The organism is Variovorax sp., assembly GCF_965279555.1.
Taxonomy (GTDB): Bacteria; Pseudomonadota; Gammaproteobacteria; order Burkholderiales; family Burkholderiaceae_C; genus Variovorax.
Genome location: NZ_OZ257247.1, coordinates 2,414,773 through 2,440,299, shown reverse-complemented (window position 1 = coordinate 2,440,299; position 25,527 = coordinate 2,414,773). Strand labels below are relative to the sequence as shown.

At 65.1% G+C, this 25,527-nt stretch carries 22 protein-coding genes and 1 tRNA gene; 13 read left to right on the top strand and 10 right to left on the bottom strand.

Annotated elements, in window-relative coordinates; genetic code table 11:
• Positions 1–41 precede the first annotated feature (41 nt).
• From ACQY8B_RS11685 to lptF, 3 genes are read right to left on the bottom strand one after another with little or no spacing between them, the layout of a single operon-like run.
• Positions 42–428, bottom strand: coding sequence for a sirohydrochlorin chelatase (locus ACQY8B_RS11685; RefSeq protein ID WP_422086862.1), 387 nt, complete (start codon positions 426–428; stop codon positions 42–44).
• Positions 425–1,537, bottom strand: a complete 1,113-nt coding sequence (gene lptG, locus ACQY8B_RS11680) for an LPS export ABC transporter permease LptG (protein ID WP_422086861.1) — start codon at positions 1,535–1,537, stop codon at positions 425–427. Before lptG ends, ACQY8B_RS11685 begins: the two co-directional genes overlap by 4 nt.
• Positions 1,534–2,658, bottom strand: a complete 1,125-nt coding sequence (lptF, locus tag ACQY8B_RS11675; RefSeq protein WP_422086860.1) for an LPS export ABC transporter permease LptF — start codon at positions 2,656–2,658, stop codon at positions 1,534–1,536. The genes lptG and lptF overlap by 4 nt, the downstream gene beginning before the upstream one ends.
• Before the next feature lie 21 nt (positions 2,659–2,679).
• On the opposite strand from lptF, the gene ACQY8B_RS11670 reads away from it, so the two are divergent.
• The 4 genes from ACQY8B_RS11670 to ACQY8B_RS11655 all read left to right on the top strand — a co-directional run bounded on the left by ACQY8B_RS11670 (position 2,680) and on the right by ACQY8B_RS11655 (position 6,373).
• Complete coding sequence (locus tag ACQY8B_RS11670) at positions 2,680–4,182, top strand: leucyl aminopeptidase (RefSeq protein WP_422086859.1); 1,503 nt, start codon at positions 2,680–2,682, stop codon at positions 4,180–4,182.
• A complete protein-coding gene (locus ACQY8B_RS11665) occupies positions 4,179–4,619 on the top strand; it encodes a DNA polymerase III subunit chi (protein WP_422086858.1) in 441 nt (146 codons plus the stop codon). Before ACQY8B_RS11670 ends, ACQY8B_RS11665 begins: the two co-directional genes overlap by 4 nt.
• Position 4,620: 1 nt before the next feature.
• Entirely contained in the window at positions 4,621–5,019 is a 399-nt protein-coding gene (locus ACQY8B_RS11660) for a hypothetical protein (protein ID WP_422086857.1), read from the top strand.
• 136 nt (positions 5,020–5,155) lie between these two features.
• Entirely contained in the window at positions 5,156–6,373 is a 1,218-nt protein-coding gene (locus tag ACQY8B_RS11655; protein WP_422086856.1) for a branched-chain amino acid ABC transporter substrate-binding protein, read from the top strand.
• Between the two features lie 67 nt (positions 6,374–6,440).
• On the opposite strand, the gene ACQY8B_RS11650 is transcribed toward ACQY8B_RS11655, so the two are convergent.
• The 5 genes from ACQY8B_RS11650 to ACQY8B_RS11630 form a co-directional block, all read right to left on the bottom strand.
• A complete protein-coding gene (locus ACQY8B_RS11650; RefSeq protein ID WP_081270538.1) occupies positions 6,441–6,830 on the bottom strand; it encodes a response regulator in 390 nt (129 codons plus the stop codon).
• 100 nt (positions 6,831–6,930) lie between these two features.
• Positions 6,931–7,215, bottom strand: a complete 285-nt coding sequence (locus ACQY8B_RS11645) for a hypothetical protein (RefSeq protein WP_422086855.1) — start codon at positions 7,213–7,215, stop codon at positions 6,931–6,933.
• Positions 7,216–7,482: 267 nt separating this feature from the next.
• Positions 7,483–7,573, bottom strand: a tRNA-Ser gene (locus ACQY8B_RS11640).
• A 25-nt stretch (positions 7,574–7,598) separates the two neighbouring features.
• Positions 7,599–8,528, bottom strand: coding sequence for an SPFH domain-containing protein (locus ACQY8B_RS11635; RefSeq protein ID WP_093054740.1), 930 nt, complete (start codon positions 8,526–8,528; stop codon positions 7,599–7,601).
• Positions 8,529–8,565: 37 nt separating this feature from the next.
• Positions 8,566–8,991, bottom strand: coding sequence for an NfeD family protein (locus ACQY8B_RS11630; protein WP_422086854.1), 426 nt, complete (start codon positions 8,989–8,991; stop codon positions 8,566–8,568).
• A 206-nt stretch (positions 8,992–9,197) separates the two neighbouring features.
• Between ACQY8B_RS11630 and ACQY8B_RS11625 the strand changes: the two genes are divergently transcribed.
• On the top strand, positions 9,198–11,501 hold the full coding sequence (locus tag ACQY8B_RS11625) for an Orn/Lys/Arg decarboxylase N-terminal domain-containing protein (protein ID WP_422086853.1): 2,304 nt from the start codon (positions 9,198–9,200) through the stop codon (positions 11,499–11,501).
• A gap of 33 nt (positions 11,502–11,534) precedes the next feature.
• Here ACQY8B_RS11625 and ACQY8B_RS11620 read toward each other — a convergent pair whose 3' ends face one another.
• Together ACQY8B_RS11620 and fabI are read right to left on the bottom strand one after the other, a co-directional pair.
• The gene (locus tag ACQY8B_RS11620) at positions 11,535–12,377 is read right to left on the bottom strand and encodes a DNA ligase (RefSeq protein WP_422086852.1); all 843 of its coding nucleotides are present in this window, start codon (positions 12,375–12,377) and stop codon (positions 11,535–11,537) included.
• Between the two features lie 65 nt (positions 12,378–12,442).
• Positions 12,443–13,225: an enoyl-ACP reductase FabI gene (gene fabI / locus ACQY8B_RS11615; protein ID WP_130424770.1), complete on the bottom strand. Its 783-nt coding sequence runs from the start codon at positions 13,223–13,225 to the stop codon at positions 12,443–12,445.
• Positions 13,226–13,262: 37 nt separating this feature from the next.
• Between fabI and ACQY8B_RS11610 the strand changes: the two genes are divergently transcribed.
• The 8 genes from ACQY8B_RS11610 to infB all read left to right on the top strand — a co-directional run bounded on the left by ACQY8B_RS11610 (position 13,263) and on the right by infB (position 25,517).
• Entirely contained in the window at positions 13,263–15,086 is a 1,824-nt protein-coding gene (locus ACQY8B_RS11610; RefSeq protein WP_422086851.1) for an extracellular solute-binding protein, read from the top strand.
• A gap of 18 nt (positions 15,087–15,104) precedes the next feature.
• Positions 15,105–16,145, top strand: a complete 1,041-nt coding sequence (locus ACQY8B_RS11605; RefSeq protein ID WP_081270546.1) for a microcin C ABC transporter permease YejB — start codon at positions 15,105–15,107, stop codon at positions 16,143–16,145.
• Between the two features lie 105 nt (positions 16,146–16,250).
• Positions 16,251–17,303, top strand: a complete 1,053-nt coding sequence (locus ACQY8B_RS11600; RefSeq protein WP_422086850.1) for an ABC transporter permease — start codon at positions 16,251–16,253, stop codon at positions 17,301–17,303.
• Positions 17,303–18,943 (top strand): ABC transporter ATP-binding protein, encoded by a 1,641-nt coding sequence (locus tag ACQY8B_RS11595; RefSeq protein WP_422086849.1) that lies wholly within the window; start codon positions 17,303–17,305, stop codon positions 18,941–18,943. Before ACQY8B_RS11600 ends, ACQY8B_RS11595 begins: the two co-directional genes overlap by 1 nt.
• A 16-nt stretch (positions 18,944–18,959) precedes the next feature.
• Entirely contained in the window at positions 18,960–20,156 is a 1,197-nt protein-coding gene (locus tag ACQY8B_RS11590) for a YbfB/YjiJ family MFS transporter (RefSeq protein ID WP_422086848.1), read from the top strand.
• 189 nt (positions 20,157–20,345) lie between these two features.
• Complete coding sequence (rimP, locus tag ACQY8B_RS11585) at positions 20,346–20,993, top strand: ribosome maturation factor RimP (RefSeq protein WP_422086847.1); 648 nt, start codon at positions 20,346–20,348, stop codon at positions 20,991–20,993.
• A gap of 15 nt (positions 20,994–21,008) precedes the next feature.
• Positions 21,009–22,502, top strand: coding sequence for a transcription termination factor NusA (nusA, locus tag ACQY8B_RS11580; protein WP_081270551.1), 1,494 nt, complete (start codon positions 21,009–21,011; stop codon positions 22,500–22,502).
• Between the two features lie 24 nt (positions 22,503–22,526).
• Positions 22,527–25,517 carry a translation initiation factor IF-2 gene (infB, locus tag ACQY8B_RS11575; protein ID WP_422086846.1) on the top strand — a complete coding sequence of 997 codons (2,991 nt, stop codon included), beginning with the start codon at positions 22,527–22,529 and terminating at the stop codon, positions 25,515–25,517.
• Positions 25,518–25,527: the final 10 nt, after the last annotated feature.

Here is a 25,527-nt window from a genome sequence, read left to right as displayed (position 1 = left end):
AATTCATTATGCCTTCGGAATCTATCGAAATTGCCGGATCTTCAGTTTTTGATAGCAATTTTGGCCAGCAGGTCGACCAGTTCAGGCTCTTCGCCCACGATCCGGGCCAGCGAGATGTCGATGGCAGGCCAGCGCTGGCGAAGCTCTTCGACCTGCAGCGGGAGGTCTTCGCGTGCGTGCTTGCCCATGCCCAGGAAGAGCGGAACGAGCCTGATGGCCGTGGCGCCGGCGGTCACCAGGGCCGCTACTGCCGTGGAAAGGTCGGGGGCGGCCAGTTCCATGTAGGCGCAGGCCACCAGCGCGTCAGGGGTGCGGCTGGTCACGCGCGCGGCCACTGCCTCGATGGGTTCGCGCCAACGCTCGTCACGCGAGCCATGCGCCAGCAGGACGATGCCCTGGACCTGCCTGCCTCGTGCCGGCGCCGTCATCGCCGGAGCACCAGCCAGCTGAAGGCCGTCAAGGACATCACCGAGTAGATCAGCCCCGGCGCCGCCGCCGTGAGCCATGGCGACCAGTTGCCAAGGTTGCCGAGGTAGCCGAACACGTTGTTCAGCAGGAAGAAGCTGATGCCGATCATCACGCCGCCGAACACATAGGTCGTGATGCCGGCCTGGCGGAAGTGCAGGTAGGCGAAGGGCAGGGCGAGCACGACCATCACCAGGCACGACAGCGGATAGAAAACCTTGCGCCAGAACTCGATCTCGTAGCGCTGGGCGGTCTGGCCGTTGGCGTCGAGGTGGCGGATGTAGTCGAACAGGTCGATCGTGCTCATGCGGTCGGGGCGCAGGAGGGCGACCGACACCATTTCGGCGGTCAGCGAGGTCGGCCAGTTCAGCTCGGGGAGCTTGGTGCTGACGATGTGGGCCTGGTCGGCCGAGCCCTGCGTGTCGTACTTCTGCTGGTCGACGTCGGTGAGGATCCAGTGGCCGTCGTCGCCGATGCGGGCGGAGGCCGCGAGCGTCTGCGTCTTGATGTAGCCCTTGTCGTCGAACTCGAAGATGCGCGGGCTCTTGAGCGAGCCGCCGCGGTCGATGGCCAGCACATTCACCGCGTACGAGACATCGCCGCGCTTTTCCTTGAGCCACGCGCCGGTGTTGCCCGCCAGCGAATAGGTGCCCTGGTAGCGCGCCTTCAGCAGTTGCCCGGTGCGCTCCGAGTTCGGCGCCAGGTAGTCGCCGACCGCGAAGGTCAGCACGACGAAGCTCAGGCCCAGCAGCAGCAGGGTGCGCAGCGCGCGCCACGGGCCCAGGCCGCTGGTGCGCAGGATGGTGTATTCAGAGCTTTGCGCGAGCCGCGCCATGACGAAGATGGAGCCGATCAGCACGGTGATCGGCAGCAGCTCGTACAGGTGGCTAGGGATCAGCAGGGCCACGTAGATCAGTGCCTGCACGGGCCCGTAGTCGAGGCTGTCCGGCTTGCCGATGGACTGCAGTTCATCGACGAAGTCGAAGAAGAAGAAGAGGCTCAGGAAGCCGAGCGTCACGAACGCGACGGACTTCAGCACCTCCACGTAGATCAGGCGTCTTATCGTTTTCACGCGGTGGGTTCGATCTTGGGAGTGGTCGCAGGCGCGGCGGCGCGGACTTTCTTCGCGCGGCGGCCCCAGTTGTTCTGGCGCGCGCTCAGCCATGCGAGGTTGATGAGAAGCACGCCGCCGTGCAGCACAAGCATGAAGCTGCCCATGCTGAAGCGGCCCGAGCTGATCCAGCTCTGGCCCAGGTTGAGCATGTTGTAGTAGACGACGAAGGCGAACAGCGCGAGCAGCAGGTTGCCGCTGCGCCCGACGCGGGGATTGGCGCTGGAGACGTTCAGCGCCAGCAGCACGAAGTTGATGGCGGTCAGCAGCATGCCGATGCGCCAGGCGAGTTCGCCCCGGCTCATGTCGCTCGGGTCGGTCAGCAGCGACAGCGTGGTGCGGGCGCGCGAAGGCGTGGCGTCGTTCGTGAGCCCGTCGCTGCCGCCGGCGCGGGTGCCGTAGGTCTTGAATTCGCTGATTTTCAGGCCGGTGTTGGCCATCGGCTGTTCCAGGCGCTGGCCGTTGTTGAGCAGCAGGTAGCGGGAGTTTCCGATGTTCTCGATGCTGCCGCTGCGCGCCGAGGTGGTGATCTGCATGTTGCGCTCGATCGACCAGATGAAGACGTTGGTGGCCTTGGAGTTGTCCGGCGTTTCCTTGTCGATGAAGAACACCCGCACCCGGCCCGCGGATTCGCGGAATTCACCGGGCGACACGCGCTCGATGTCGCTGCGCTGCTCGTACTGCTTGCGCATGCCGATGGTCTGCGAGTTGGCCCACGGCCAGCCCACCAGTGCCATCACCGCGATCAGGATCAGCACCGGCCAGGCGAAGCGGAACAGCGGCTGCACGAAGTCCATGAGGCCGCGGCCGCTGGAGAACCAGATGACCATTTCGCTGTCGCGGTACATGCGCGAGAGCGTGCCGACGATGGCGATGAACAGGCTCAGGCTCAGGATGGTCGGCATGTAGCCGAGCACCGTGTAGGCCATGACCAGGAACACCTCCTGCGGGTTCACACTGCCCTTGGACGCGAGCCCGAGGGTACGGATGAGCATCATGGTCATCACGATGGTGACCAGAACCACGAGGGTCGCTCCGAAGCTGCGGGACAGCTCCTTGCGTAGGGAAGAATGGAATAACATCGTTCGAGGAAAAAAAGGATTATGGACTTTCAACTCAAGACCCTCACCGTCGCCCAGGCTGCAGCCGAGAAATCCGATGTCCTGATCGTGCTCGTCGGCAGCGCTCCGCTCACCACCAAAGACCCGCTTTCCGTGCTGGCCGCCAGTGCCCGCAAGGCCGGAGACCTGCCCGACAAGGCCGGAAAACTGCTCACGCTCTACCGTCCGGACGACGTCGTGGCGGCCCGCGTGCTGCTCGCGGCCATCGGCGACGGCAAGCCCGGATCGGTGCGCAACGGCGTCGCCGCGGCGGTCAATGCGGCCAAAGCCCACGGGCCGAAGCGGGTGGTCGTGGTGTTCGCGCAACCCGCGGACGGCGCCGCGGTGGCTTGCGCCGTCACGGCCGCGGCCGACGCCAGCTATGTCTACACCACCACCAAGTCGAAGCCCGAGCCGCGCAGCATCCGGCACCTGACGGTCGGCGTGAATGACGCAACGGCTGTTACCGGCGCTTTCAACGATGCCCGCGCCACCGTGCAGGGCATCGAGCTGGCCAAGGAGTGGGGCAACCGCCCCGCCAACCACGCCACGCCCACGCTGCTGGCCGAGGCCGCCAAGGGGCTGGCCAAGCTGCCGAAGATCAAGTGCGAGGTGCTGGGCCCGAAGGAAGTCGAGAAGCTCGGCATGGGTTCCTTCATGGCCGTGGCGCAGGGCTCGGCCGAGCCGCTGCGCTTCATCGTGCTGCGCTACCAGGGCGGCCCCAAGGACCAGGCCCCCGTGGTGCTGGTCGGCAAGGGCATCACCTTCGACACCGGTGGCGTCTCGCTCAAGCCGGCAGCCGAAATGGACGAGATGAAGTTCGACATGTGCGGCGCGGCGAGCGTGCTCGGCACCTTCCGGGCGCTCGGCGACATCCAGCCCGCGATCAACGTCGTCGGCCTGATCCCGTCGTGCGAGAACATGAACGATGGCCGCTCGGTCAAGCCGGGCGACGTGGTCACCAGCATGAGCGGCCAGACCATCGAGGTGCTCAATACCGACGCCGAAGGCCGCCTGATCCTGTGCGACGCGCTCACCTATGCCAAGCGCTTCGACCCCGCCGCGGTGATCGACATCGCCACGCTGACGGGCGCCTGCGTGGTGGCGCTAGGAGGCGTGCGCAGCGGCCTGTTTTCCAGCGACGAAACGCTGGCCGCCGCGCTGGAAACGGCCGGCGAAGCCTCGCAAGACCGCTGCTGGCGCCTGCCGCTCGACGACGACTACGCCGAGGGCCTCAAGAGCAACTTCGCCGACGTGGCCAACATCGCAGGCCGTGCCGGCGGTGCCATCACCGCGGCCAAGTTCCTGCAGCGCTTTGCAGGCGACTTCGCCTGGGCTCACCTCGACATCGCAGGCACGGCCTGGAAGAGCGGGGCGGCCAAGGGTTCGACCGGCCGGCCGGTGGGGCTGCTGGTGTCGTACCTCACGAGCCGTGCCGCGAGCGGCGCTCCCAGGGCCGCGGCAGCGCCCGGAACCCCGGCTCGAAAGGCCCGGTCCGCCAAGTGACGGAAATCGGCTTTCACTACAACGCGCCGGACAAGCTGAACTACGCCTGCAGGCTGGTTCGAAAAGCCGTCAACGCGCGTGGCCTGCGCGTGGTGGTGATTGGTGACGCGCGTGCGCTCGACGTGGTGGATGCCGCGCTCTGGCAGCTCTCTCCGGTCGACTTCGTCGCGCACTGCCGCGGTGACGCACCAGCCCATGTTCTGGCGCGCACGCCCGTCATTCTTTCTTCCGACGGCGCCGACGCGGCGACGCTGCCGCACCGCGAGATGCTGGTGAACCTCGGCCTCGAGGTGCCGGCCGGCTTCGAGCGCTACGAGCGCCTTATCGACATCGTGAGCGACGAGGGCAACGACCGCCAGGTCGGCCGCTCGCGCTGGCGCCACTACGCCGACCGCGGCTACACCATCCAGCCGCACGACTTCGCAAAGAGTTCCTGACATGGCCAGCACGCTGCGCACGCCGCCCCGTTTCGTTCCCACCCTCACCACGGTGCTCGAGATTCCGGCGGAGCCCGCGAGCCCCGAGCCGCCAGAGGCCCCGCCGGCGACGCAAGCCGACCCCGCAAGCACCATGGCATTGCCACCTGCCGCGCAGCTTTCGCAGGCGGAAATCGTCAGCCTCGAAGAGCAACTGCTGCATCGCGTTCTGCAGCGTGTCGACCTCTCTTTGGAAGAGCGTTTGAGCGACACCGTGTCAGCTGCCGTTCAGCATCAACTCGATGCAATGGTGCCGCGCTTGCGCAATGAAATCGAAGCTGTTCTGCGTGCTCTGGTGATCGAGGCAATGGCCGCCGAACTCAGCGAAAACACAGGGTCTACGCCAGCTTCCGGCGCATAAATCCTCGGCTAAACTGCCCCGCAGGTCGGAAGGGCGTGAGGGTGCCGCTGGTCCGCGGCGCGAAACTTGCGAGGTCTAGCCGCCCGGATCACACGACCGGTTTTTTATTCTTTTCATCCAAGTTCTGGAGGTTCTCATGCAATTGAAATGGACTGCGGTCGCACTGGCTGCAATCACGCTTGTGGCTTGCGGCAAGAAAGAAGAAGCCGCTGCTCCCGCTGCAGCGCCCGCGCCAACCGCCGCTGCTCCGGCTGCCGCACCTGCACCAGCACCTGCCGGGGACACGCTGGTCGTCAAGATCGGTCACGTTGCACCTACCAGCGGTCCCATTGCCCACCTGGGCAAGGACAACGAAATGGGCGCCAAGATGGCCATCGAGGACCTGAACGCCAAGGGCGTCAAGATCGGCGACAAGACCGCCAAGTTCGAACTGGTCGCCGAAGACGATGCAGGCGATCCGAAGCAAGGCACCGCAGTGGCTCAGAAGCTCGTCGACGAAAAGGTCAACGGCGTGGTCGGCCACCTGAACTCGGGCACCACCATCCCCGCCTCCAAGCTGTACAGCGACGCTGGCATTCCGCAGATCTCGCCTTCGGCCACGAACCCCAAGTACACGCGTCAAGGCTTCAAGACCACGTTCCGCGTGGTGGCTGACGACACGCAACTCGGCGGCACGCTGGGCAAGTACGCAGTCGACACGCTCAAGGGCAAGAACATTGCCGTGATCGACGACCGTACCGCCTACGGCCAGGGCGTCGCAGAAGAATTCGAGAAGTCGGCCAAGGCTGCCGGCGCTACCATCGTGGGCCACGAATTCACCACTGACAAGTCGACCGACTTCAACGCCATCCTGACCAAGCTGAAGGCCGCCAAGCCCGACGTTCTGTTCTTCGGCGGCATGGACGCCGTCGGCGGCCCAATGCTCAAGCAGGTCAAGCAACTCGGCCTGAACGTCAAGTTCATGGGCGGCGATGGCCTGTGCACCGGCGAACTGCCCAAGCTGGCTGGCGATGCCATCGGCGAAGACATGGTGGTGTGCGCTGAAGCCGGCGGCGTGGACGGCGACTTCAAGCAACCGCTGGAAGACTTCAAGGCCAAGTTCAAGACAAAGAACGGCGTGGACGTCCAGATCTATGCACCGTACGTGTACGACGCGGTCAACGTGCTGGCCGAAGCCATGGTCAAGGCCGGTTCGTCCGACCCTGAGAAGTACCTGCCGGAAGTCGGCAAGGTGCAATACAAGGGCGTGACCGGCCCGATCGCCTTCGACGAAAAGGGCGACATCAAGAACGGCGCGCTGACGCTGTACACCTACAAGGGTGGTGTGCGCACGCAGATCGCCGTGGTGCGCTGAGCCGCGCGGTTGCCGCAAAAGAGAAAGGGCCTTCGGGCCCTTTTTTCATGTCCGCGCCAAGGCGGGTTCAGAGCGGCGCGAGACCTGACGGCCGGTCGGCGTTGCAGTACTCGATGAAGGCATCGAGGTCGCGCGACTTGTCGAACACGGCATCGGCGCCAAGCGCACCGCACCGCGCCCGGATGTCAGCGGTGACGTAGTTGCTCAGCACCACGACGCGCTGGCCGGGCTTGCGCGTCTTGCAGCCTGCCAGCACGCCCAGGCCGGAGCCTTCCTTGAGGAACAGGTCGACGATGAGGAGTTGCCAGTCGTCCGGATGCGCCGCGATCCAAGCCAGTGCGTCCGACTCGGTTTCGGCGAAGCCGACCACGCGGCCGTTGACCAGGTCCTCCAGTGCCGGGACCAGGTTGTCCCTGATGGTCTTGTTGTCCTCGACGAGGAACGTGATGAGGGCCATGCCGTGGTTTCGCTTTGAGAACCAATAGCGTAGCGTGCCTGATGCCGGCGCGGCGTAGGAGAAGGGAGACGGACGGAGAGAGCGGCGCGCGATGCGACGTTCAGTCCGTCTGTCCCGAGCGGATCTTGGCCTTGAGCTTTTCGGCCAGCGCCTGGCTCTCGTCGCGCTCGGCAGTCACTTCGAGACGCTTCTCGATTTCTTCGCTCAGGGCCGCATTGACCTCGGCCAGCTTCTCGGCGGACTTGGCCAGTTTCTCCTCGAGCTGGCTCGTGTGTTCGATGGCCTGCGCCACTTCGCCGACCTGAACCTCTTCAGGCAGCTCTTGTTCGAGCACCGTGTTCACCACGGCGAGGTTGTCCGATGCCCGCTGCACGTCTGCGGCCACTTGTTCGCTCTTTTTCAGGGCGCTATCCAGCGATGTCTTGCCACGCGGCGAGGGTTGCGGTTGTCCAGCCATCGAGGCTCCTTTGCGGGCTTGAAAGTAAAACCTTTGGATCGTACGCCAGACGAAAGTGCCTGGGGCGCCGATGCCAGTTGTTGTAACGCAACGCTCTGGCCCGTCTTGCGGACGACAAAAAAGCCCGAGCGCTTGTGGCGACTCGGGCTTTTCCTGATCAGCAATGTTCGCGAACGGTTACGAACAAACAATCTCTGGCGGAGCAGGCGGGATTCGAACCCGCGGAGGGCTATTAACCCTCACACGCTTTCCAGGCGTGCGACTTAAACCGCTCATCCACCGCTCCTGAGCCCACGATTGTAGCAGTCTGTTCAGGTCGGATTAGAAGGTTTGCCTGCCTGGACCATGCGCATTGCCGAAGCGATGAGCGCGGCGGTCTCCGACATGTTGCTCGGCACGATCAGCGTGGTCTTGGAATCGGCCGCTACCTTGCCGTAGGCATCGACTGCGCGCTCGGCCACCTTGAGCTGAACTGCCTGCTCCCCGCCCGGCTGGCGGATGGCCGCCGCCACGCGTTCGATGGCATCCGCCGTGGCCGTGGCCACCGCCGTGATGGCGGCCGCCTCGCCCTGTGCGTTGTTGATCTGCGCCTGCTTCTCGCCCTCCGAGCGGGCGATGAAGGCCTCGCGCTCGCCGGTCGCGATGTTGATCTGCTCCTGGCGGCGGCCTTCGGAAGCCGCGATCAGCGCGCGCTTGCCGCGCTCGGCGGTGATCTGTGCCTGCATCGCCAGCAAAATTTCCTTCGGCGGCGTCAGGTCCTTGATTTCGTAGCGCAGCACCTTCACGCCCCAGTTGAGCGCGGCCTCGTCGATGGCGGCCACCACCTGGGCATTGATGACGTCACGTTCCTCGAAGGTCTTGTCGAGCTCGAGCTTGCCGATCACGCTGCGCAGCGAGGTCTGCGCGAGTTGCGTCACCGCCACGATGTAGTTCGACGAACCGTAGCTCGCGCGCATCGGGTCGGTCACCTGGAAGTACAGGATGCCGTCGACCTGCAACTGCGTGTTGTCGCGCGTGATGCAGATCTGGCTGGGCACGTCGAGCGGGATTTCCTTCAGGCTGTGCTTGTAGGCCACGCGGTCGATGAACGGAATCAGGAAGTTGGGGCCGGGCGTCATGGTGCCGTGGTACTTGCCCAGGCGCTCGCGCACCCAGGCGTTCTGCTGCGGCACGAACTTGACCGACTGACTGATGAAGATGATCGCGATGACCAGGATGATGAGAGGGACCGAAAATTCCATGGTGCGCTTCCTTTTCTGAGTTCTACGGACGTACTGACTAAACCTTGTCGACAACGAGACGGCTGCCGATCATCTCGACCACGCGGTGCTCGCCGGTCGAAGGCGCGCGGCCCGCGCGGGGCACCACCGTCCACTGCGCGCCCCGGTAGCGCACGGTGGCAGTGCCGTCGGCGTTCCATGCCTCCACGTGCACGATCTCGCCGATGTCGAGGTTCAGGTCGGGGTTGGCGCCGCTGGGCGGGGCGGGCGGGCGCTTGCGTTGAATGGAATACCAGACCAGCACGGCCCCCACGCCGATCACCGAGGCCACGATCAACTGCGTGACGATGTCGAAGCCCAGGTGTGCCGAGATTGCCGCGCCGGCAAAGCCCGCGGCCAGCAACAGCAGGTAGACCGTGCCCGAAAGCAGCTCGGCCACGATGGCCGCCCCCGCGATCAGCCACCAGACTGTGGAATTCGCCATGTTGTCGACTCCTCTTCTTGCTTGTTCGATGCGCGCCATTCTGCGGCATTGCCCCCAAGCGCTTGTCTTGCGTAGGGGTACTGGCGCCGGGTCGGCGCGGCCCTTGCCCGCCTGCAGCGGATGGCTTGCGGCAAGCTGACCGGATTCTTCATCTGAATTCCGTACACTTCGCGCCTCGTCTCATTGCCTGACCCGGAGCCCCGCTCATGAAATTCCGCTTTCCCATCGTCATCATCGACGAGGACTTCCGCTCCGAAAACACTTCGGGCCTCGGCATCCGCGCGCTCGCGCAAGCCATCGAGACGGAGGGCTTCGAGGTGCTGGGCGTCACGAGCTACGGCGACCTGAGCCAGTTCGCCCAGCAGCAAAGCCGCGCCAGCGCCTTCATCCTGTCGATCGACGACGAGGAATTCACCGTCGGCCCCGACCTCGACCCGGCCGTGCTGAGCCTGCGCAACTTCATCGGCGAGGTGCGCCGCAAGAACGCCGATGTGCCGATCTACATCTACGGCGAGACCAAGACCTCGCGCCACATTCCGAACGACATCCTGCGCGAACTTCACGGCTTCATCCACATGTTCGAGGACACTCCCGAATTCGTGGCGCGCCACATCATCCGCGAGGCCAAGAGCTACCTCGAAGGCGTGCAGCCGCCGTTCTTCAAGGCATTGATCGACTACGCGGAAGACGGCTCCTACTCGTGGCACTGCCCGGGCCATTCGGGCGGCGTGGCGTTCCTGAAGAGCCCGGTGGGCCAGATGTTCCACCAGTTCTTCGGCGAGAACATGCTGCGCGCCGACGTCTGCAACGCCGTGGAAGAACTGGGCCAGCTGCTCGACCACACCGGCCCGGTGGCGGCCAGCGAGCGCAATGCGGCGCGAATCTTCAACGCCGACCACTGCTTCTTCGTTACCAACGGCACCAGCACCAGCAACAAGATGGTGTGGCACCACACGGTGGCGCCGGACGACGTGGTGGTGGTCGACCGCAACTGCCACAAGTCGATCCTGCACGCGATCATCATGACCGGCGCGATTCCGGTGTTCATGAAGCCCACGCGCAACCACTTCGGCATCATCGGCCCCATTCCCAAGAGCGAGTTCGAGCAGAGCGCCATCAAGGCCAAGATCAAGGCCAACCCGCTGCTGGCCGACGTGGACCCCGACAAGGTCAAGCCGCGCGTGATGACGCTCACGCAGTCGACCTACGACGGCGTCATCTACAACACCGAGACCATCAAGAACATGCTCGACGGCTACGTCGACACGCTCCACTTCGACGAAGCCTGGCTGCCGCATGCCGCCTTCCACCCGTTCTACGGTGCCTATCACGCGATGGGCAAGCGCCGCGTGCGCCCGAAGGAATCGCTGGTGTTCGCCACCCAGTCCACCCACAAGCTGCTCGCCGGCATCAGCCAGGCCAGCCACGTGCTGGTGCAGGACTCGCAGAACCGCCAGCTCGACCGCGACCTCTTCAACGAGGCCTACCTGATGCATTCGTCGACCAGCCCGCAGTACGCGATCATCGCGAGCTGCGACGTGGCCGCCGCCATGATGGAGCCGCCCGGCGGCACCGCGCTGGTGGAGGAGAGCATCCTGGAGGCGCTGGACTTCCGCCGCGCCATGCGCAAGGTCGAGGAAGAATTCGGCAAGGACGAGTGGTGGTTCAAGGTCTGGGGCCCCGAGAAACTCGTTGACGAGGGCATCGGCCGCGCCGAAGACTGGATCATGCATGGCGAGAAGAACGGTCCGTCCAAGGCCAAGAGCAAGAAGTCGCCGCGCAACTGGCACGGCTTCGGCGAACTGGCCGACGGCTTCAACATGCTCGACCCGATCAAGTCGACCATCGTGACGCCCGGCCTCGACCTGGAAGGCAACTTTGCCGAGACCGGCATTCCCGCCAGCGTGGTCACCAAGTTCCTGGCGGAGCACGGCGTGATCGTGGAGAAGACCGGGCTGTACAGCTTCTTCATCATGTTCACCATCGGCATCACCAAGGGCCGCTGGAACACGCTGCTCACGGCGCTTCAGCAGTTCAAGGACGACTACGCGCGCAACCAGCCGATGTGGCGCATCTTGCCGGAGTTCTGCCAGCAGCACCCCGGCTACGAGCGCCTCGGCCTGCGCGACCTGTGCCAGCACATCCACCAGCTGTACGCGCGCTACGACGTGGCACGCCTCACGACCGAGATGTACCTGAGCGACCTGACGCCGGCCATGAAGCCCAGCGACGCCTTCGCCCACATTGCCCACCGCAAGACCGAGCGGGTGGAGATCGACGAGCTGGAAGGCCGCATCACCACCAGCCTGATCACGCCGTACCCGCCGGGCATTCCACTGCTGATCCCGGGCGAAGTGTTCAACAAGAAGATCGTCGACTACCTCAAGTTCTCGCGCGAGTTCAACCTGCAGTGCCCGGGCTTCGAAACCGACATCCACGGCCTGGTGGCGCGCGTCGACGAGACGGGCAAGAAGCGCTACTACGCTGACTGCGTCAAGCAGATGAAGTAGGGGCCAGTCGGCCGGACCGATCGAAGGGCTGGCCTAGCCTTCGCGCACCCGCATGAAGCGGGCGAAGCGGGGCAGGCCCTTCGTGGTAGTGCCGTTGTAGCGGTAGGTCACCCAGCTGCCGATGGCCGGCGGATTCTCACGCTCGGCGTCGGTCAACCCGGTGCCGAGCTTGAAGCGCTTGCCGTCGGCCGTCTCGACCAGCAGCGCGCCCAGCCGGCCTGCATGCTTGCCATTGCCTGGCACGTGCTCGACCACGCGGGCCTCGGCGTCTTCGTACGGCTTGACCTTCAGCAGATCGTTGTTGCGCTCGCCACGGTACTGCGAGCTGCCGCGGTGGAGCATCAGCCCCTCGCCGCCCATCTTCACCGTCTTGTCGAGCAGCGACTGCAGTTCTGCGTGTGTGGTCGCGCGTTCCTGCGGAACGGCCACGACCCACGGTGCGTCGGTGATCGGCAGCAGCTTGCGCAGTGCGCCCAGCCGTGCCGTGAAGTCGCCGGGCTGGTTGGGCAGGTCGAACACCATGAAGCGCATCTCGTGCCATGCGATGTCGTTGGGTGTCTGGCTGCGCACCGTCGCCACCGCATGCGCGAACCGGCCTCGTCCTGCCCACAGCTCGCCATCTAGCGGCTGCGCCGGCAGCGCAGCGGTGAACCATGCGGGGGCCGCGATCCGCTCGCCGCCGCGAGTCCAGAGTTGCTTGCCGTCCCAGTAGCCGCGCACGCCGTCGTACTTTTCGCTCACCCAGTAGTCGTGCAGCGACATGCCGGGGCGGTAGACGTCGGCCAGCATCAACGAGGGGGCCGCCGCGCGCGCGAACGCGGCGGGCGCGGCAACGAGGCCGAAAGCGGCAAGCAGGAGGGAGCGTCGGTTCAGCACGATGCTATGAAATGAATAGCGAGGCGCGGCCATCTGGTGGCCGTGCCGGGTCTCAATGGCCGGATTTACTCGGCCATTCCGCCGACGACGTTGCTGAAGCCGCCGTCCACATAGGTGATCTCGGCGGTCACGCCGCTGGCCAGGTCGCTCAGCAGGAAGGCGGCCACGTTGCCGACTTCCTCGATCGTCACGTTGCGGCGGATCGGCGAGGCGTCGGCCACGGCCGCGAGCATCTTGCCGAAGCCCTTGATGCCGCTGGCCGCCAGCGTCTTGATCGGGCCGGCACTGATGCCGTTGACCCGCATGCCCTTGGGGCCGAGCGAGGCGGCCGTGTAGCGCACCGAAGCTTCGAGCGAGGCCTTGGCCAGGCCCATGGTGTTGTAGTTGGGCAGCGCGCGCTCGGCGCCCAGGTAGGTCAGCGTGAGCAGGGCCGACTTGTCGTTGAGATAGGGCAGGGCCGACTTGGCCATGGCCGGGAAGCTGTAGGCACTGATGTCGTGCGCGATCTTGAAGCCTTCGCGCGAGAGCCCGTCGAGGAAGTCGCCGGCGATGGACTCGCGCGGCGCGAAGCCGATGCTGTGCACGAAGCCGTCGAACTTGGGCCAGGTCTGCGCCAGATCGGCGAAGAGCTTGTCGATTTGCGCGTCGTCGCCCACATCGCAGTCGAAAATGAGTTTCGAGCCGAAGTCTGCGGCATATTCGGTGATACGGTCCTTGAATCGCTCGCCGACGTAGCTGAAGGCGAGCTCCGCGCCCTGTTCATGACAGGCCTTGGCAATGCCATAAGCAATGGAGCGATTGCTCAATACACCAGTGATCAGCAGTTTCTTGCCGGAAAGAAAGCCCATGAAGTTGCCTCGTGAAAATCTTGGGCAGAATTCTCGCATGCGGTTTCTCTGGGCCTGGTCGTTGATGGTGTGTGCGGTTCCCGCGTGGGCCGCGCACGGTTATGCACTCTGGGACGACCTGAAGTACGCGCCCGATTTCAAGGCCTTCGATTACGTCGATCCGGCGGCGCCCAAGGGAGGCGAACTGCGGCTGGTGAGCAACCTGCGCGTTTCCACCTTCGACAAGTACAACCCGTTCACCATCAAGGGCTCGGCGCCGGCCTACCTCGACAGCCTGCTGTTCGACACACTACTGACCGGCTCCATGGACGAAACCGCCTCCGGCTACGGCCTGCTGGCTGAAGACGTCACCGTGGCGCCCGACCGCCGCAGCGTGACCTTCCGCTTGCGGCCAGAGGCCCGGTTCCACAATGGCATGCCGGTCGAGGCGGCCGACGTGAAGCACAGCTACGACACGCTGATCGGCCCATACACCTCGCCCGGCTACAAGACGCTTTTGCAGGAGGTCGACGGCGCCGACGTGGTCAATGCCCGCACCATCCGCTTCCGGTTCAAGACGCCGAACCGCGAGTTGCCCCTGATCGTCGGCAGCCTGCCGGTCTTCAGCCGCGCATGGGGCGTGGAGAACGGCAAGGCCAAGCCCTTCGACCAGGTGGTGATGGACATCCCCATCGGCAGCGGCGCCTACAAGATCGGCCCGGTGCGCTTCGGCAAGGACATCACCTACGTGCGCGACTCCGGCTACTGGGGGCGCGACCTGCCCGTGAATCGCGGCTCGCACAATTTCGACCGCATCACCGTGAAGATCTACAAGGACAACACGGCCCGGCTCGAGGCGCTGAAGGCCGGCGAGTTCGACATGATGAGCTTCTACTCGGCCGGCGACTGGGCAAGGCGGGTCAACGGCAAGCGCTTCAACACCGGGGAACTGGCCAAGCGCGAGTTCCAGCACAAGAAGCCCGCGGGCTTCCAGAGCTTCGTGCTCAACAGCCGCCGCGAGAGGCTGAAAGATCCGCGCGTGCGCGAGGCGCTGGGCCTGGCGCTCGACTACGAATGGATGAACCGGCAGATGTTCTACGGCGGCTACCCGCGCGTGAAAGACCTGTTCGGCAACACCGACTGCGAGGCCCAGGGCCTGCCGTCGCCGGAAGAAAAGGCCTTGCTCGAACCCTGGCGCGGCAAGATCCCCGACGCGAGCTTCGGGCCGATGTACACGCCGCCCGTCACCGAGGGCGAGGGCCATTCGCTGCGCAACAACCTGCGCCGCGCGCGCGACCTGCTGAAAGAGGCCGGCTGGGAGTATCGCGATGGCGCCCTGCGCAACGCCAAGGGCGAGGCCATGACGCTCGAGTACCTCGACAGCAAGGAAGGCGGCGTACGCACCGTGTCGCCGTGGGTCCGCAACCTCGAGAAGCTTGGCATCACGCTGAATTTCGCGACGGTCGATTTCGCGCTCTACCAGGAGCGGCTCGACCGCTTCGACTTCGACATCACCACCATCAACTTCCCGGGCACCAACAACCCGGGCCAGTCGCTGCTCGAAATCTTCGGCAGCAAGGCCGCCAAGACGGAGAGTTCGGGCAACTACATGGGCGTTTCGACCCCGGCGGTCGATGCCCTGCTCAAGGACATCGTCGATGCCGACACCAAGGCCGACCTGATGCCCGCCTGCCGCGCGCTGGACCGCGTCATCATGCACAGCCACTACCTGATTCCCCAGTGGACGCTGACCTCGCACCGCATCGTCTACGACGACTGGCGCCTGGCGTTCAAGTCCCCGATGCCGCCCTATGCCGGCGGTGAAGACTGGGTCATGGGCACATGGTGGGCCAGGCAGCCGCAGAAGCAATCGAACAAATAGAAGAGAAGGAAACAGCCAGTGCTCTCCTATGTCCTCAAGCGATTGCTGTTGTTCATTCCGACCCTGCTCGGTGTCCTGCTTGTCACTTTTCTTGTCATCCAGTTCGTGCCCGGCGGGCCGGTCGAGCAGTACCTGGCCGAGGCCAAGACGGCGGGCCGCGGCGGCGGAGGCGGCGGTTTTGAATCGGGTGGCGGCAGCTACCGGGGCAACCAGGGCGTGGACCCCAAGCGCCTGGAGCAGATCAAGGCGCTGTATGGCTTCGACAAGCCGCCGCACGAGCGCCTCTGGCAGATGCTTGGCCAGTTCGCGCGATTCGACCTCGGCAAGAGCTTTTTCCAGAACAAGGATGTCTGGACGCTGATCCTCGAGAAGCTGCCGGTGTCGATCAGCCTGGGCTTGTGGACCTTCTTCATCAGTTATGGCGTGGCGGTGCCGCTGGGCGTTGCCAAGGCTGTGAGGGCGGGCACGCGCTTCGACCTGATCAGCACGCTGATCGTGCTGATCGGCTATGCCATTCCGGGCTTCGTGCTCGGGGTTGCGCTGCTGGTGATCTTCGGCGGGCAACTGCAGTGGTTCCCGCTGCGCGGGCTGACTTCCGCCAACTGGGACGAACTCGGCTGGGGGGCGCGCATCGTCGACTACCTGTGGCACATCACCCTTCCGGTGACGGCCATGGTGCTCGGCAGTTTCGCGGTGACGGCGATGCTCACCAAGAACGCTTTCCTCGAGGAAATCCGCAAGCAATACGTGCTGACCGCGCGGGCCAAGGGGCTGGGCGAGCGGCAGGTGCTCTGGAAGCATGTGTTCCGCAATGCGCTGATCCCGATCATCACGGGCCTTCCATCTGCCTTCATCGGCGCCTTCTTTGCGGGCTCGCTGCTCATCGAGACCCTGTTCTCGCTCGACGGCCTGGGCCTGCTGGGCTACGAGAGCGTGATCCGCCGCGACTATCCGGTGGTGCTGGGCACGCTGTACCTCTTCACGCTGATCGGCTTGGTGACGAAGCTGATTTCCGATCTCTGCTACGTATGGGTGGACCCGCGTGTCAAATTCGAATGAACACTGGCTCGCCCCCAGGCTGCGCGCACTTCGTGCCGCTTCGCCGTCCCCTTACCGGGGGCAACACCTGAGGCCCGGCGGAGCCGGTTCCTCGGTGCTTCTGGAATGGGCTCTGTAGTGAGTAGTTCTTCAATCCATATCTCGCCCGGCCGCCGTGCCTGGCTTCGCTTCAAGCGCAACCGGCTCGGTTTCTGGAGCCTGGTGCTCTTCACCGTGATGGTGGTGCTCAGCCTGTTCGCCGAGGTGCTGTCGACCGACAAGCCGCTGGTGCTGCGCTATGAAGGCCGTACTTATTTTCCGGTGCTGCGCGACTACTCCGAGAAGACTTTCGGCGGCGACTTCGAGACGCCCGCCGACTACCTCGATCCCTACATCCGCGACCGGATCACCAAGGGCGACAACTGGGCGATCTACGCGCCCAACCCGTACGGCCCGAAGACGCTCAACTACTTCGCAAAAGCGCCCAGTCCGGCCGCTCCGACGGCCGACAACATCTTCGGCACCGACGACCGTGGCCGCGACCTGCTCGCACAGCTGATCTACGGTTTTCGCGTGAGCGTGCTGTTCGGCCTGGCGCTCACGGCCATCGGCACGGTGCTGGGTGTGGCCGCTGGGGCGGTGCAGGGCTATTTCGCGGGCAAGATCGACCTCGCGTTCCAGCGCTTCATCGAAATCTGGAGCTCCATGCCGGAGCTCTACCTGCTGATCATCTTCAGCGCGATCTTCGCGCCCAGCGTGGCGCTGCTGCTCATCCTGCTGAGCCTGTTCGGCTGGATGGGTCTGGCCGACTATGTTCGCGCCGAGTTCCTGCGCAATCGCCAGATGGACTACGTGCGTGCCGCGCGTGCCCTAGGCGTGAGCAATCTGCAGATCATGTGGCGCCACATCCTGCCGAACAGCATGGTGCCGGTCGTCACCTTCCTGCCGTTCCGCATGAGCGCGGCCATCCTGGCGCTGACTTCGCTCGACTTCCTGGGCCTGGGGGTGCCGCCCGGTACGCCGTCGCTCGGAGAACTGCTGAGCCAGGGCAAGGCCAACATCGACGCCTGGTGGATTTCCATTTCCACCTTCGGCGTGCTGGTAGTCACGCTGATGCTGCTGACTTTCATGGGCGACGCGCTGCGTGATGCGCTCGATCCGCGCAAGGCTGACAAGTGATGAGCGACAACAACAATAAAGCCGGCCAGCCCCTGATCGATGTGAAGGGCCTGCGCGTCGCGTTCGGCGGCAAGGAGGTGGTGCACGGCATCGACTTCCAGATCGCCACCGGTGAAAAGCTGGCGCTCGTCGGCGAGTCGGGGTCGGGCAAGACCGTCACCGCGCTGTCGCTGCTGCGGCTGGTGCAGAACGCCGATGTGACCGGCGAGGCGCGGCTCTTCGGCGCAAAGCGCCAGCAAGCACCGCGCGACCTGTTGTCGATTCCCGAGCGCGAGCTGCGCGGCATCCGCGGCAAGGAGATCGCGATGATCTTCCAGGAGCCGATGACCGCGCTCAACGCGCTCTACAGCGTGGGCGACCAGATCGCCGAGGTGCTCGAGCTGCATGAAGCCCTGTCGGCCCGCGCCGCGCAGGCCGCCGCCGTGCAACTGCTGGCCGACACGGGCATTCCCGAGCCGGCGCGGCGGGCGAGGGCGTTTCCGCACCAGCTGTCGGGCGGCCAGCGCCAGCGCGCGATGATCGCGATGGCGCTCGCCTGCAAGCCGCGCCTGCTGCTGGCCGACGAGCCGACCACGGCGCTCGACGTCACGGTGCGCGCACAGATCCTGGAGTTGCTGGCCGATCTCCAGCGCAAGTACGGCATGGCCGTGCTGCTGATCACGCATGACCTGAACCTGGTGCGCCGCTTCGCCGACCGCGTGGTCGTGATGGAGAACGGCCACATCGTCGAGCATGGCGCCGTGGCCCCGGTGTTCGACGCGCCGCAGCACCCCTATACCCGCAAGCTGATCGACAGCCATCCGACGCGCGATGTTGCCGCAGTGGCGGCCAGCCCCGGCACCGTGCCGGTGCTCGAGGCCAAGGCGCTGCGCGTGATCTATCCGGTGCCGAAGCCCGGCATCGGCGGCTGGTTCCGCAAGGGCGAGTTCGTGGCAGTGCAGGGGGCGGATTTCCGCATCGTGCCGGGCGAGACGCTCGGAGTGGTCGGCGAATCTGGCTCGGGCAAGTCGACGCTCGCGCTGGCGGCGCTCGGCCTGCTGAAGCACCAGGGGGCGCTGAAGATCGCCGGCAAGGACTGGGCTGTCGACCGTGCGTCCGACCTGGGGTTGCGCCGGGTGATGCAGGTCGTGTTCCAGGACCCGTTCTCGTCGCTGTCGCCGCGCATGACGGTGGAGCAGATCGTGGGCGAGGGGTTGCGCGTGCATGCGCCCGAACTCGGCGCCGAGGCGCGCCGGACCCGTGCGCTCGCTGCGCTGGCCGACGTGGGATTGACCGAATCGCAGTTTCCTTCGCTGCTCGACCGCTATCCGCATGAGTTCTCGGGCGGCCAGCGGCAGCGGCTGGCCATTGCGCGGGCGCTGATCGTCGATCCGCAACTGCTGGTGCTCGACGAGCCGACCAGCGCGCTCGACGTGACGATCCAGAAGCAGGTGCTGGGCCTGCTGCAGCGGCTGCAGCGCGAGCGTGGGCTGAGCTATCTGCTGATCACGCACGACGTGGAGGTGATCCGGGCCATGGCCCATCAGGTCATCGTGATGAAAGATGGGGCCATTCTGGAAACCGGGCCTGTCGAGCGCGTGCTCGACAGGCCTGAGCATCCCTATACAAAAAAACTGGTGGCCGCCGCGCTGCTGGAATAAACGGAGCAAGCAAGAAATGTCGGAAACCGGACGCGACCGGCGCGAGGCCTGGCGCGCGGCGCTGGCCTGCATGGTCACTCTTGCGGTGGCAATGGGCCTGGGGCGCTTTGCTTTCACGCCCATGCTGCCCATCATGCTTCACGAGGGAAAGCTGGAACTGGCGGCCGGCGGGGTATTGGCGTCGCTCAATTACCTGGGCTATTTCCTGGGGGCTGTCACTTGCGCCGCCATCGGCATCAAGGCGTCGACCATGGTGCGCGGCGGGCTGGTCGCCACGGCTCTGCTGCTGATCGGCATGGGTCTGCTGCACAGTTTCACCAGTTGGGGCGTGCTGCGCTGGACCGCCGGCGTGATGAGCGCGTGGGTTTTCGTCTTCGCCTCGGGTTGGGGGTTGCGAAGGCTGGCCGAGACCAACGCGCCGACGCTGGGTGGCGTGATCTACACCGGTCCCGGCATTGGAATTGCCATGACCGGCTTGCTGGGCGGAGCACTCGGGCGATGGGGCTCCGAGGCCGGATGGATCGGGCTGGGCCTGCTGGCTTTCGTGCTGATTGCCGTGATCTGGCGGGTTTTCGACGATGGGCAACTGGCGTCAGGCAAGGCGGCCACTTCGGCTGCCGCTGCTTCGGGCGCGACGGGGACGGGTACGGATCGCAGCGATGCGATCTGGCTGGTGTCGCTCTACGGGCTGGCGGGCTTCGGCTACATCATCACGGCCACTTTCCTGCCGGTGATTGCGCGCCAGGCGCTGCCTGACTCGTCGTGGCCGGACTATTTCTGGCCGCTGTTCGGGCTGGCCGTCATTCCAGGGGCATTGATCGGCGCCCGCGCGCCGACGCATTGGGACAACCGGCTATTGCTGGCCGTGGCTTATGCGCTGCAGGCGCTTGGCGTGGTGCTGTCGGTTGCCTGGCCGACGATCGTCGGTTTCGCGTTCGGCAGCTTGCTGCTAGGCATGCCATTTACCGCCATCACGCTTTTCGCGGTGCGGGAAGCGCGGCGGCTGCGCGGAAATGCGGCGGCAGGGCTGATCGGCTATGCCACGGCGTCATATGGAGTGGGGCAGATCGTCGGGCCGCTCTTCGCGGCGCCGCTTGCGCAACGCACCGGCTCTTTCGGGCTGCCTTTGCTGGTCGCGGCGGCTGCTTTGGCGTTCGGATCCGTCTTATTTGCGCTGGTCTGGTCCAAATCTCGCCGTCTGATGGCAGTTTGAATGGTCGAGCCCCTTCATTTATCACGTGAATAGCATATAATTCGAGGCTCACGACCAAACGGGCGGGTACAAACCGCCCGTTTTTTTTGGTCTATGCATTCTCGAGCTTTCTGGCTTTATTCATGCAGGTGGCACCCACGGCGGGCGGGTGACACGGAAACCGATTCTTAAAAAGGCTTTTTCGAACACGTGGCATTGCAGCAAATAGTGGAACAAACCGTAGCCGGTCTGGGCTACGACCTGGTAGAGATCGAGCGCTCCGCCGGGGGATTGCTGCGCGTGACGATTGATTTGCCCTGGACGGCCCCCACCTCAGAAGATGTGGCTGCCGGCGTGCCCGAGCCCTTCGTGACGGTGGAAGACTGCGAGAAGGTGACCCGCCAGTTGCAGTTCGCGCTGGAGGTCGATGGTGTCGATTACAAGCGGCTCGAGGTGTCCTCGCCGGGTATTGACCGTCCGCTGCGCAATGAGCAGGATTTCGAACGTTTCGTGGGCGAGGTAATCGACATCACGCTCAAGGCGCCCATGGGCGCCGCCGCGGCGGGCCAGGTGTCGGCCAACCGCAAGAAGTTTCGCGGCACGCTGGAGCGTGCCGCAGCGGCAGAGGGGGCTGACGCAGCCCCGGGCTGGCAAATCGTGTGGAGCGAGGCGCCGGAACCCAAGCCGGGTCAAAAAGTGAGCAAGAAGCGCGCGCCTGCACCGTTGCATGCGCTGGGCTTCGTGCTGGACGAGCTGCGCGAGGCGCGGCTCGCGCCCATTGTGGATTTCAAGGGCCGCAAGGCCAAAACCCAACCGGGTTTTTCGGATATTGACGACGGAACGCAAGTTCCGGAATGACAGAGGAGTGGTGGCATGAATCGCGAAATGTTGATGTTGGTGGATGCGATCTCGCGCGAGAAGAACGTCGAGCGTGACGTTGTTTTCGGCGCGGTCGAGTCCGCACTGGCGCAAGCCACCAAGAAGCTCCATCAGGGCGACGTGGACATCCGCGTCTCGGTCGACCGCGACAGCGGCGACTACGAAACCTTCCGCCGCTGGCACGTCGTTCCGGACGAAGCCGGCCTGCAACTGCCCGACCAGGAAATCCTGCTTTTCGAAGCCAAGGAAGAAATGTCGGACATCGAGGTCGGCGAGTACATCGAGGAAGCGGTCGAATCGGTGCCGATCGGCCGTATCGGTGCCATGGCTGCCAAGCAGGTCATCCTTCAGAAGATCCGCGACGCCGAGCGCGAGATGCTGCTCAACGACTTCATGTCGCGCGGCGACAAGATCTTCGTGGGCACCGTCAAGCGACTGGACAAGGGCGACATCATCGTCGAGGCCGGCCGTGTCGAAGGGCGCCTGCGCCGCAGCGAGATGATCGCCAAGGAGAACCTGCGCAATGGCGACCGCGTGCGCGCCATGATCATGGAAGTCGACCTGACGTTGCGCGGCGCGCCGATCATCCTGTCGCGCTCTGCTCCCGAGTTCATGGTCGAGCTGTTCCGCCAGGAAGTGCCTGAAATCGAACAGGGCCTGCTCGAAATCAAGAGCTGCGCCCGTGACCCCGGTTCGCGCGCCAAGATCGCCGTGCTCTCGCACGACAAGCGTGTCGACCCGATCGGCACCTGCGTCGGCGTGCGCGGCACCCGGGTGAACGCCGTGACCAACGAGCTCGCCGGCGAGCGCGTGGACATCGTGCTGTGGAGCGAAGACCCGGCCCAGTTCGTGATCGGTGCGCTGGCCCCGGCCAACGTGTCGTCGATCGTGGTGGACGAAGAAAAGCACGCCATGGACGTGGTGGTCGACGAGGAAAATCTCGCCATCGCCATCGGCCGCGGCGGCCAGAACGTGCGCCTGGCTTCCGACCTCACCGGCTGGAAGATCAACATCATGGACGCCAACGAGTCGGCCCAGAAGCAGGCGACCGAGACCGACGCCAGCCGCAAGCTCTTCATGGAAAAGCTCGACGTCGACGAGGAAATCGCCGACATCCTCATCTCCGAAGGCTTCAACAGCCTCGAGGAAGTCGCGTACGTGCCGATTTCCGAAATGCTGGAGATCGAGGCATTCGACGAAGACACCATCAACGAGCTGCGCGCGCGTGCCAAGGATGCGCTGCTCACCATGGAAATCGCCAAGGAAGAGGGCGTCGAGGCCCAGTCGCAGGTTTCCCAGAACCTGCACGACCTCGAAGGGCTCGACCCCGAGCTGATTCCCAAGCTGATCGCAGCGGGTGTGAACACCCGTGACGATCTTGCCGACCTCGCGGTCGATGAACTCACCGAGATCACCGGCCAAAGCGCCGATGACGCCAAAGCCCTCATCTTGAAAGCCCGCGAACATTGGTTCGCCGGCCAAGAGTGACGGTCATGGAGGCACGAAACCAATATGTCCAGTACCACTGTCGCCGAGTTCGCGAACGAGCTCAAGAAGACTCCCGAAACCCTGCTTGACCAGCTCAAGAGCGCAGGCGTGCCCAAAGCGGCCGTCACCGATGCGCTCACCGAGGCTGACAAGCAGCGCCTGCTTGGCCACCTCAAGGCCAGCCACGGCACTGTCGAGCCCGAACGCAAGAAGATCACGCTGACCAAGAAGTCGACCAGCGAGATCAAGCAGGCCGACGCCACCGGCCGCGCCCGCACCATCCAGGTCGAGGTGCGCAAGAAGCGCACCTTCATCCAGCGCGAAGACGGCCATCCGGCTTTGCCCGAGGCTGCACCGCAAGCGTCGGAAGCGCCCGCCGCGGCACCCGCCGCTCTCCGCGTCGACGAGGCCGAACTGGCCCGCCGCGAGGAAGAAGCGCGCCGCCAGGCCGAACTGATCCGCCGCCAGGAAGAAGAACTGGCCGAGAAGCGCCGCCTGCGCGAAGAAGCCGAAGCCCGCGAACGCGAACAGGCCGAGAAGGCCGAGCGCGCAGAGAAGGCTGAGCAGGAAGCCGCACGCGCGGCCGCCGAGAAGAAGGCCGCCGCCGAGGCGGCAGCTGCCGCAGCGGCCGCCAAGAGCACTCCCGCCAAGCCGGCTGCGCCCGCACCCGCTCCCGCAGTGACGGCAGCGGCCGCCGCGGCAGCCGCTGCCGAGCAGCAGGCTGCCGACACCAAGCTCGCCGCGCAGAACGCCGCCGCGCAAGCCAAGGAAGACGCGAAGGCCAAGGCCGCCGCCGAATCGAAGGCCCGTGCCGATGAAGAAGCCGCTCGCGCCAAGGACCTCGACGAGCGTCGCCGCAAGGCCCTGGCCGAAGCCGAAGCCATTCGCGCCATGATGAACGCACCGGCCCGCGTGCTGGTGCCGCACAAGGCGCCCGAGAAGCCGCAGCCCGAGAAGGCCGCGGTCAAGGGCACTCTGCACAAGCCGGCCACGCCTGCGGCCCGCCCTGGCGCGCCTGCGGCGCCCGGCGCTGCAGCCGCACCCGGCGCAGCCGCCGGTGCCGGCAAGGAAGTCAAGTCCGCCAAGCTCTCGTCGAGCTGGGCTGGCGATCCTGCCAAGAAGAAGGAAATCAAGACCCGCGGCGACGCCAGCGGCGGTGTCGGTCGCGGCAACTGGCGCGGAGGCCCGCGTGGTCGCCGTGGCAACGACCGCGGCGGTCACGACGAGCAACACGCACCGGCCGCACCGGTCGAGGCGCGCATTCTCGAAGTGCACGTGCCTGAAACCATCACCGTGGCCGAACTCGCGCACAAGATGGCCGTCAAGGCACAGGAAGTCATCAAGCAGCTGATGAAGCTCGGCCAGATGGCGACCATCAACCAGTCGCTCGACCAGGACACCGCAATGATCCTGGTGGAGGAAATGGGTCACAACGCGGTGGTTGCCGCGCTGGACGATCCGGAAGCCTTCACCGACGAGGACGTGTCGGCGCAAACGGCGGAAGCCCTGCCGCGCGCACCGGTCGTGACCGTCATGGGCCACGTCGACCACGGCAAGACCTCGCTGCTGGACTACATCCGCCGCGCCAAGGTCGCCGCGGGCGAAGCCGGCGGCATCACGCAGCACATCGGCGCGTACCACGTGCAGACCGAACGCGGCATGGTGTCCTTCCTCGACACCCCGGGTCACGAGGCCTTCACGGCCATGCGTGCCCGCGGTGCACAGGCCACCGACATCGTGATCCTGGTGGTGGCGGCCGACGACGGCGTCATGCCCCAGACCAAGGAAGCCATCAAGCACGCGAAGGCGGCGGGTGTGCCGATCGTGGTCGCGATCAACAAGATCGACAAGCCCGATGCCAACCTGGACCGCGTCAAGCAGGAACTGGTGGCCGAAGAGGTCGTGCCTGAAGAGTACGGCGGCGACGTTCCGTTCGTCGGCGTGTCGGCCAAGACCGGCCAGGGCGTCGACGACCTGCTCGAGCAAGTGCTGCTGCAGGCCGAAGTGCTCGAACTCAAGGCGCCGGTCGATGCCGCCGCCAAGGGCCTGGTCATCGAAGCCCAGCTCGACAAGGGCCGCGGCCCGGTCGCTACCGTGCTGGTTCAGTCCGGCACGCTCAAGACCGGCGACGTGGTGCTGGCCGGCTCGACCTATGGCCGCGTGCGCGCCATGCTGGACGAAGACGGCAAGTCGACCAAGGCCGCCGGCCCGTCGATCCCGGTCGAAATCCAGGGTCTGACCGAAGTGCCGCAGGCGGGCGACGAGTTCATGGTGATGAGCGACGAGCGCCGTGCGCGCGAAATCGCGACCTACCGTGCAGGCAAGTTCCGCAACACCAAGCTGGCGAAGGCGCAAGCCGCGAACCTGCAGAACATGTTCACCGACCTGTCGGCCGGCGAAGTGCAGACGCTGCGCATCATCATCAAGGCCGACGTGCAGGGCTCGCAGGAAGCGCTGGCCCAGTCGCTGCTCAAGCTGGCGACCGACGAGGTCAAGGTTCAGATCGTGTACGCCGGCGTGGGTGGTATCAGCGAAAGCGACATCAACCTGGCCATCGCGTCGAAGGCGGTCGTTATCGGCTTCAACGTGCGCGCCGATGCCGGTGCGCGCAAGCTGGCCGAGGGCAATGGCATCCAGCTGAACTACTACAGCATCATTTACGACGCCGTGGACGAGATCAAGGTCGCGATGTCGGGCATGCTGGCACCGGAGCGCCGCGAGGAAATCATCGGCTCGGCCGAGATCCGCACGGTGTTCGTGGCCTCGAAGATCGGTACCGTTGCAGGTTCGTACATCACCTCTGGCTCGGTCAACCGCAGCGCGCATTTCCGCCTGCTGCGCGACAACGTGGTGATCTACACCGGCGAAGTCGATTCGATCAAGCGCATGAAGGACGATGTCCGCGAAGTCCGCGAAGGTTTTGAGTGCGGTATCAAGCTCAAGAACTACAACGACATCAAAGAGGGCGATCAGCTCGAATTCTTCGAGATCAAGGAAATCGCCCGGACGCTGTAAGCGTTCGACG

Coding starts and splice junctions, on each gene's coding strand:
- ACQY8B_RS11685 (WP_422086862.1), bottom strand. CDS start 428: ATGACGGCGCCGGCACGAGGCAGGCAGGTCCAGGGCATCGTCCTGCTG.
- lptF (WP_422086860.1), bottom strand. CDS start 2,658: ATGTTATTCCATTCTTCCCTACGCAAGGAGCTGTCCCGCAGCTTCGGA.
- ACQY8B_RS11670 (WP_422086859.1), top strand. CDS start 2,680: ATGGACTTTCAACTCAAGACCCTCACCGTCGCCCAGGCTGCAGCCGAG.
- ACQY8B_RS11660 (WP_422086857.1), top strand. CDS start 4,621: ATGGCCAGCACGCTGCGCACGCCGCCCCGTTTCGTTCCCACCCTCACC.
- ACQY8B_RS11655 (WP_422086856.1), top strand. CDS start 5,156: ATGCAATTGAAATGGACTGCGGTCGCACTGGCTGCAATCACGCTTGTG.
- ACQY8B_RS11650 (WP_081270538.1), bottom strand. CDS start 6,830: ATGGCCCTCATCACGTTCCTCGTCGAGGACAACAAGACCATCAGGGAC.
- ACQY8B_RS11635 (WP_093054740.1), bottom strand. CDS start 8,528: ATGGAATTTTCGGTCCCTCTCATCATCCTGGTCATCGCGATCATCTTC.
- ACQY8B_RS11630 (WP_422086854.1), bottom strand. CDS start 8,991: ATGGCGAATTCCACAGTCTGGTGGCTGATCGCGGGGGCGGCCATCGTG.
- ACQY8B_RS11625 (WP_422086853.1), top strand. CDS start 9,198: ATGAAATTCCGCTTTCCCATCGTCATCATCGACGAGGACTTCCGCTCC.
- fabI (WP_130424770.1), bottom strand. CDS start 13,225: ATGGGCTTTCTTTCCGGCAAGAAACTGCTGATCACTGGTGTATTGAGC.
- ACQY8B_RS11610 (WP_422086851.1), top strand. CDS start 13,263: ATGCGGTTTCTCTGGGCCTGGTCGTTGATGGTGTGTGCGGTTCCCGCG.
- ACQY8B_RS11600 (WP_422086850.1), top strand. CDS start 16,251: ATGGGCTCTGTAGTGAGTAGTTCTTCAATCCATATCTCGCCCGGCCGC.
- ACQY8B_RS11595 (WP_422086849.1), top strand. CDS start 17,303: ATGAGCGACAACAACAATAAAGCCGGCCAGCCCCTGATCGATGTGAAG.
- ACQY8B_RS11590 (WP_422086848.1), top strand. CDS start 18,960: ATGTCGGAAACCGGACGCGACCGGCGCGAGGCCTGGCGCGCGGCGCTG.
- nusA (WP_081270551.1), top strand. CDS start 21,009: ATGAATCGCGAAATGTTGATGTTGGTGGATGCGATCTCGCGCGAGAAG.
- infB (WP_422086846.1), top strand. CDS start 22,527: ATGTCCAGTACCACTGTCGCCGAGTTCGCGAACGAGCTCAAGAAGACT.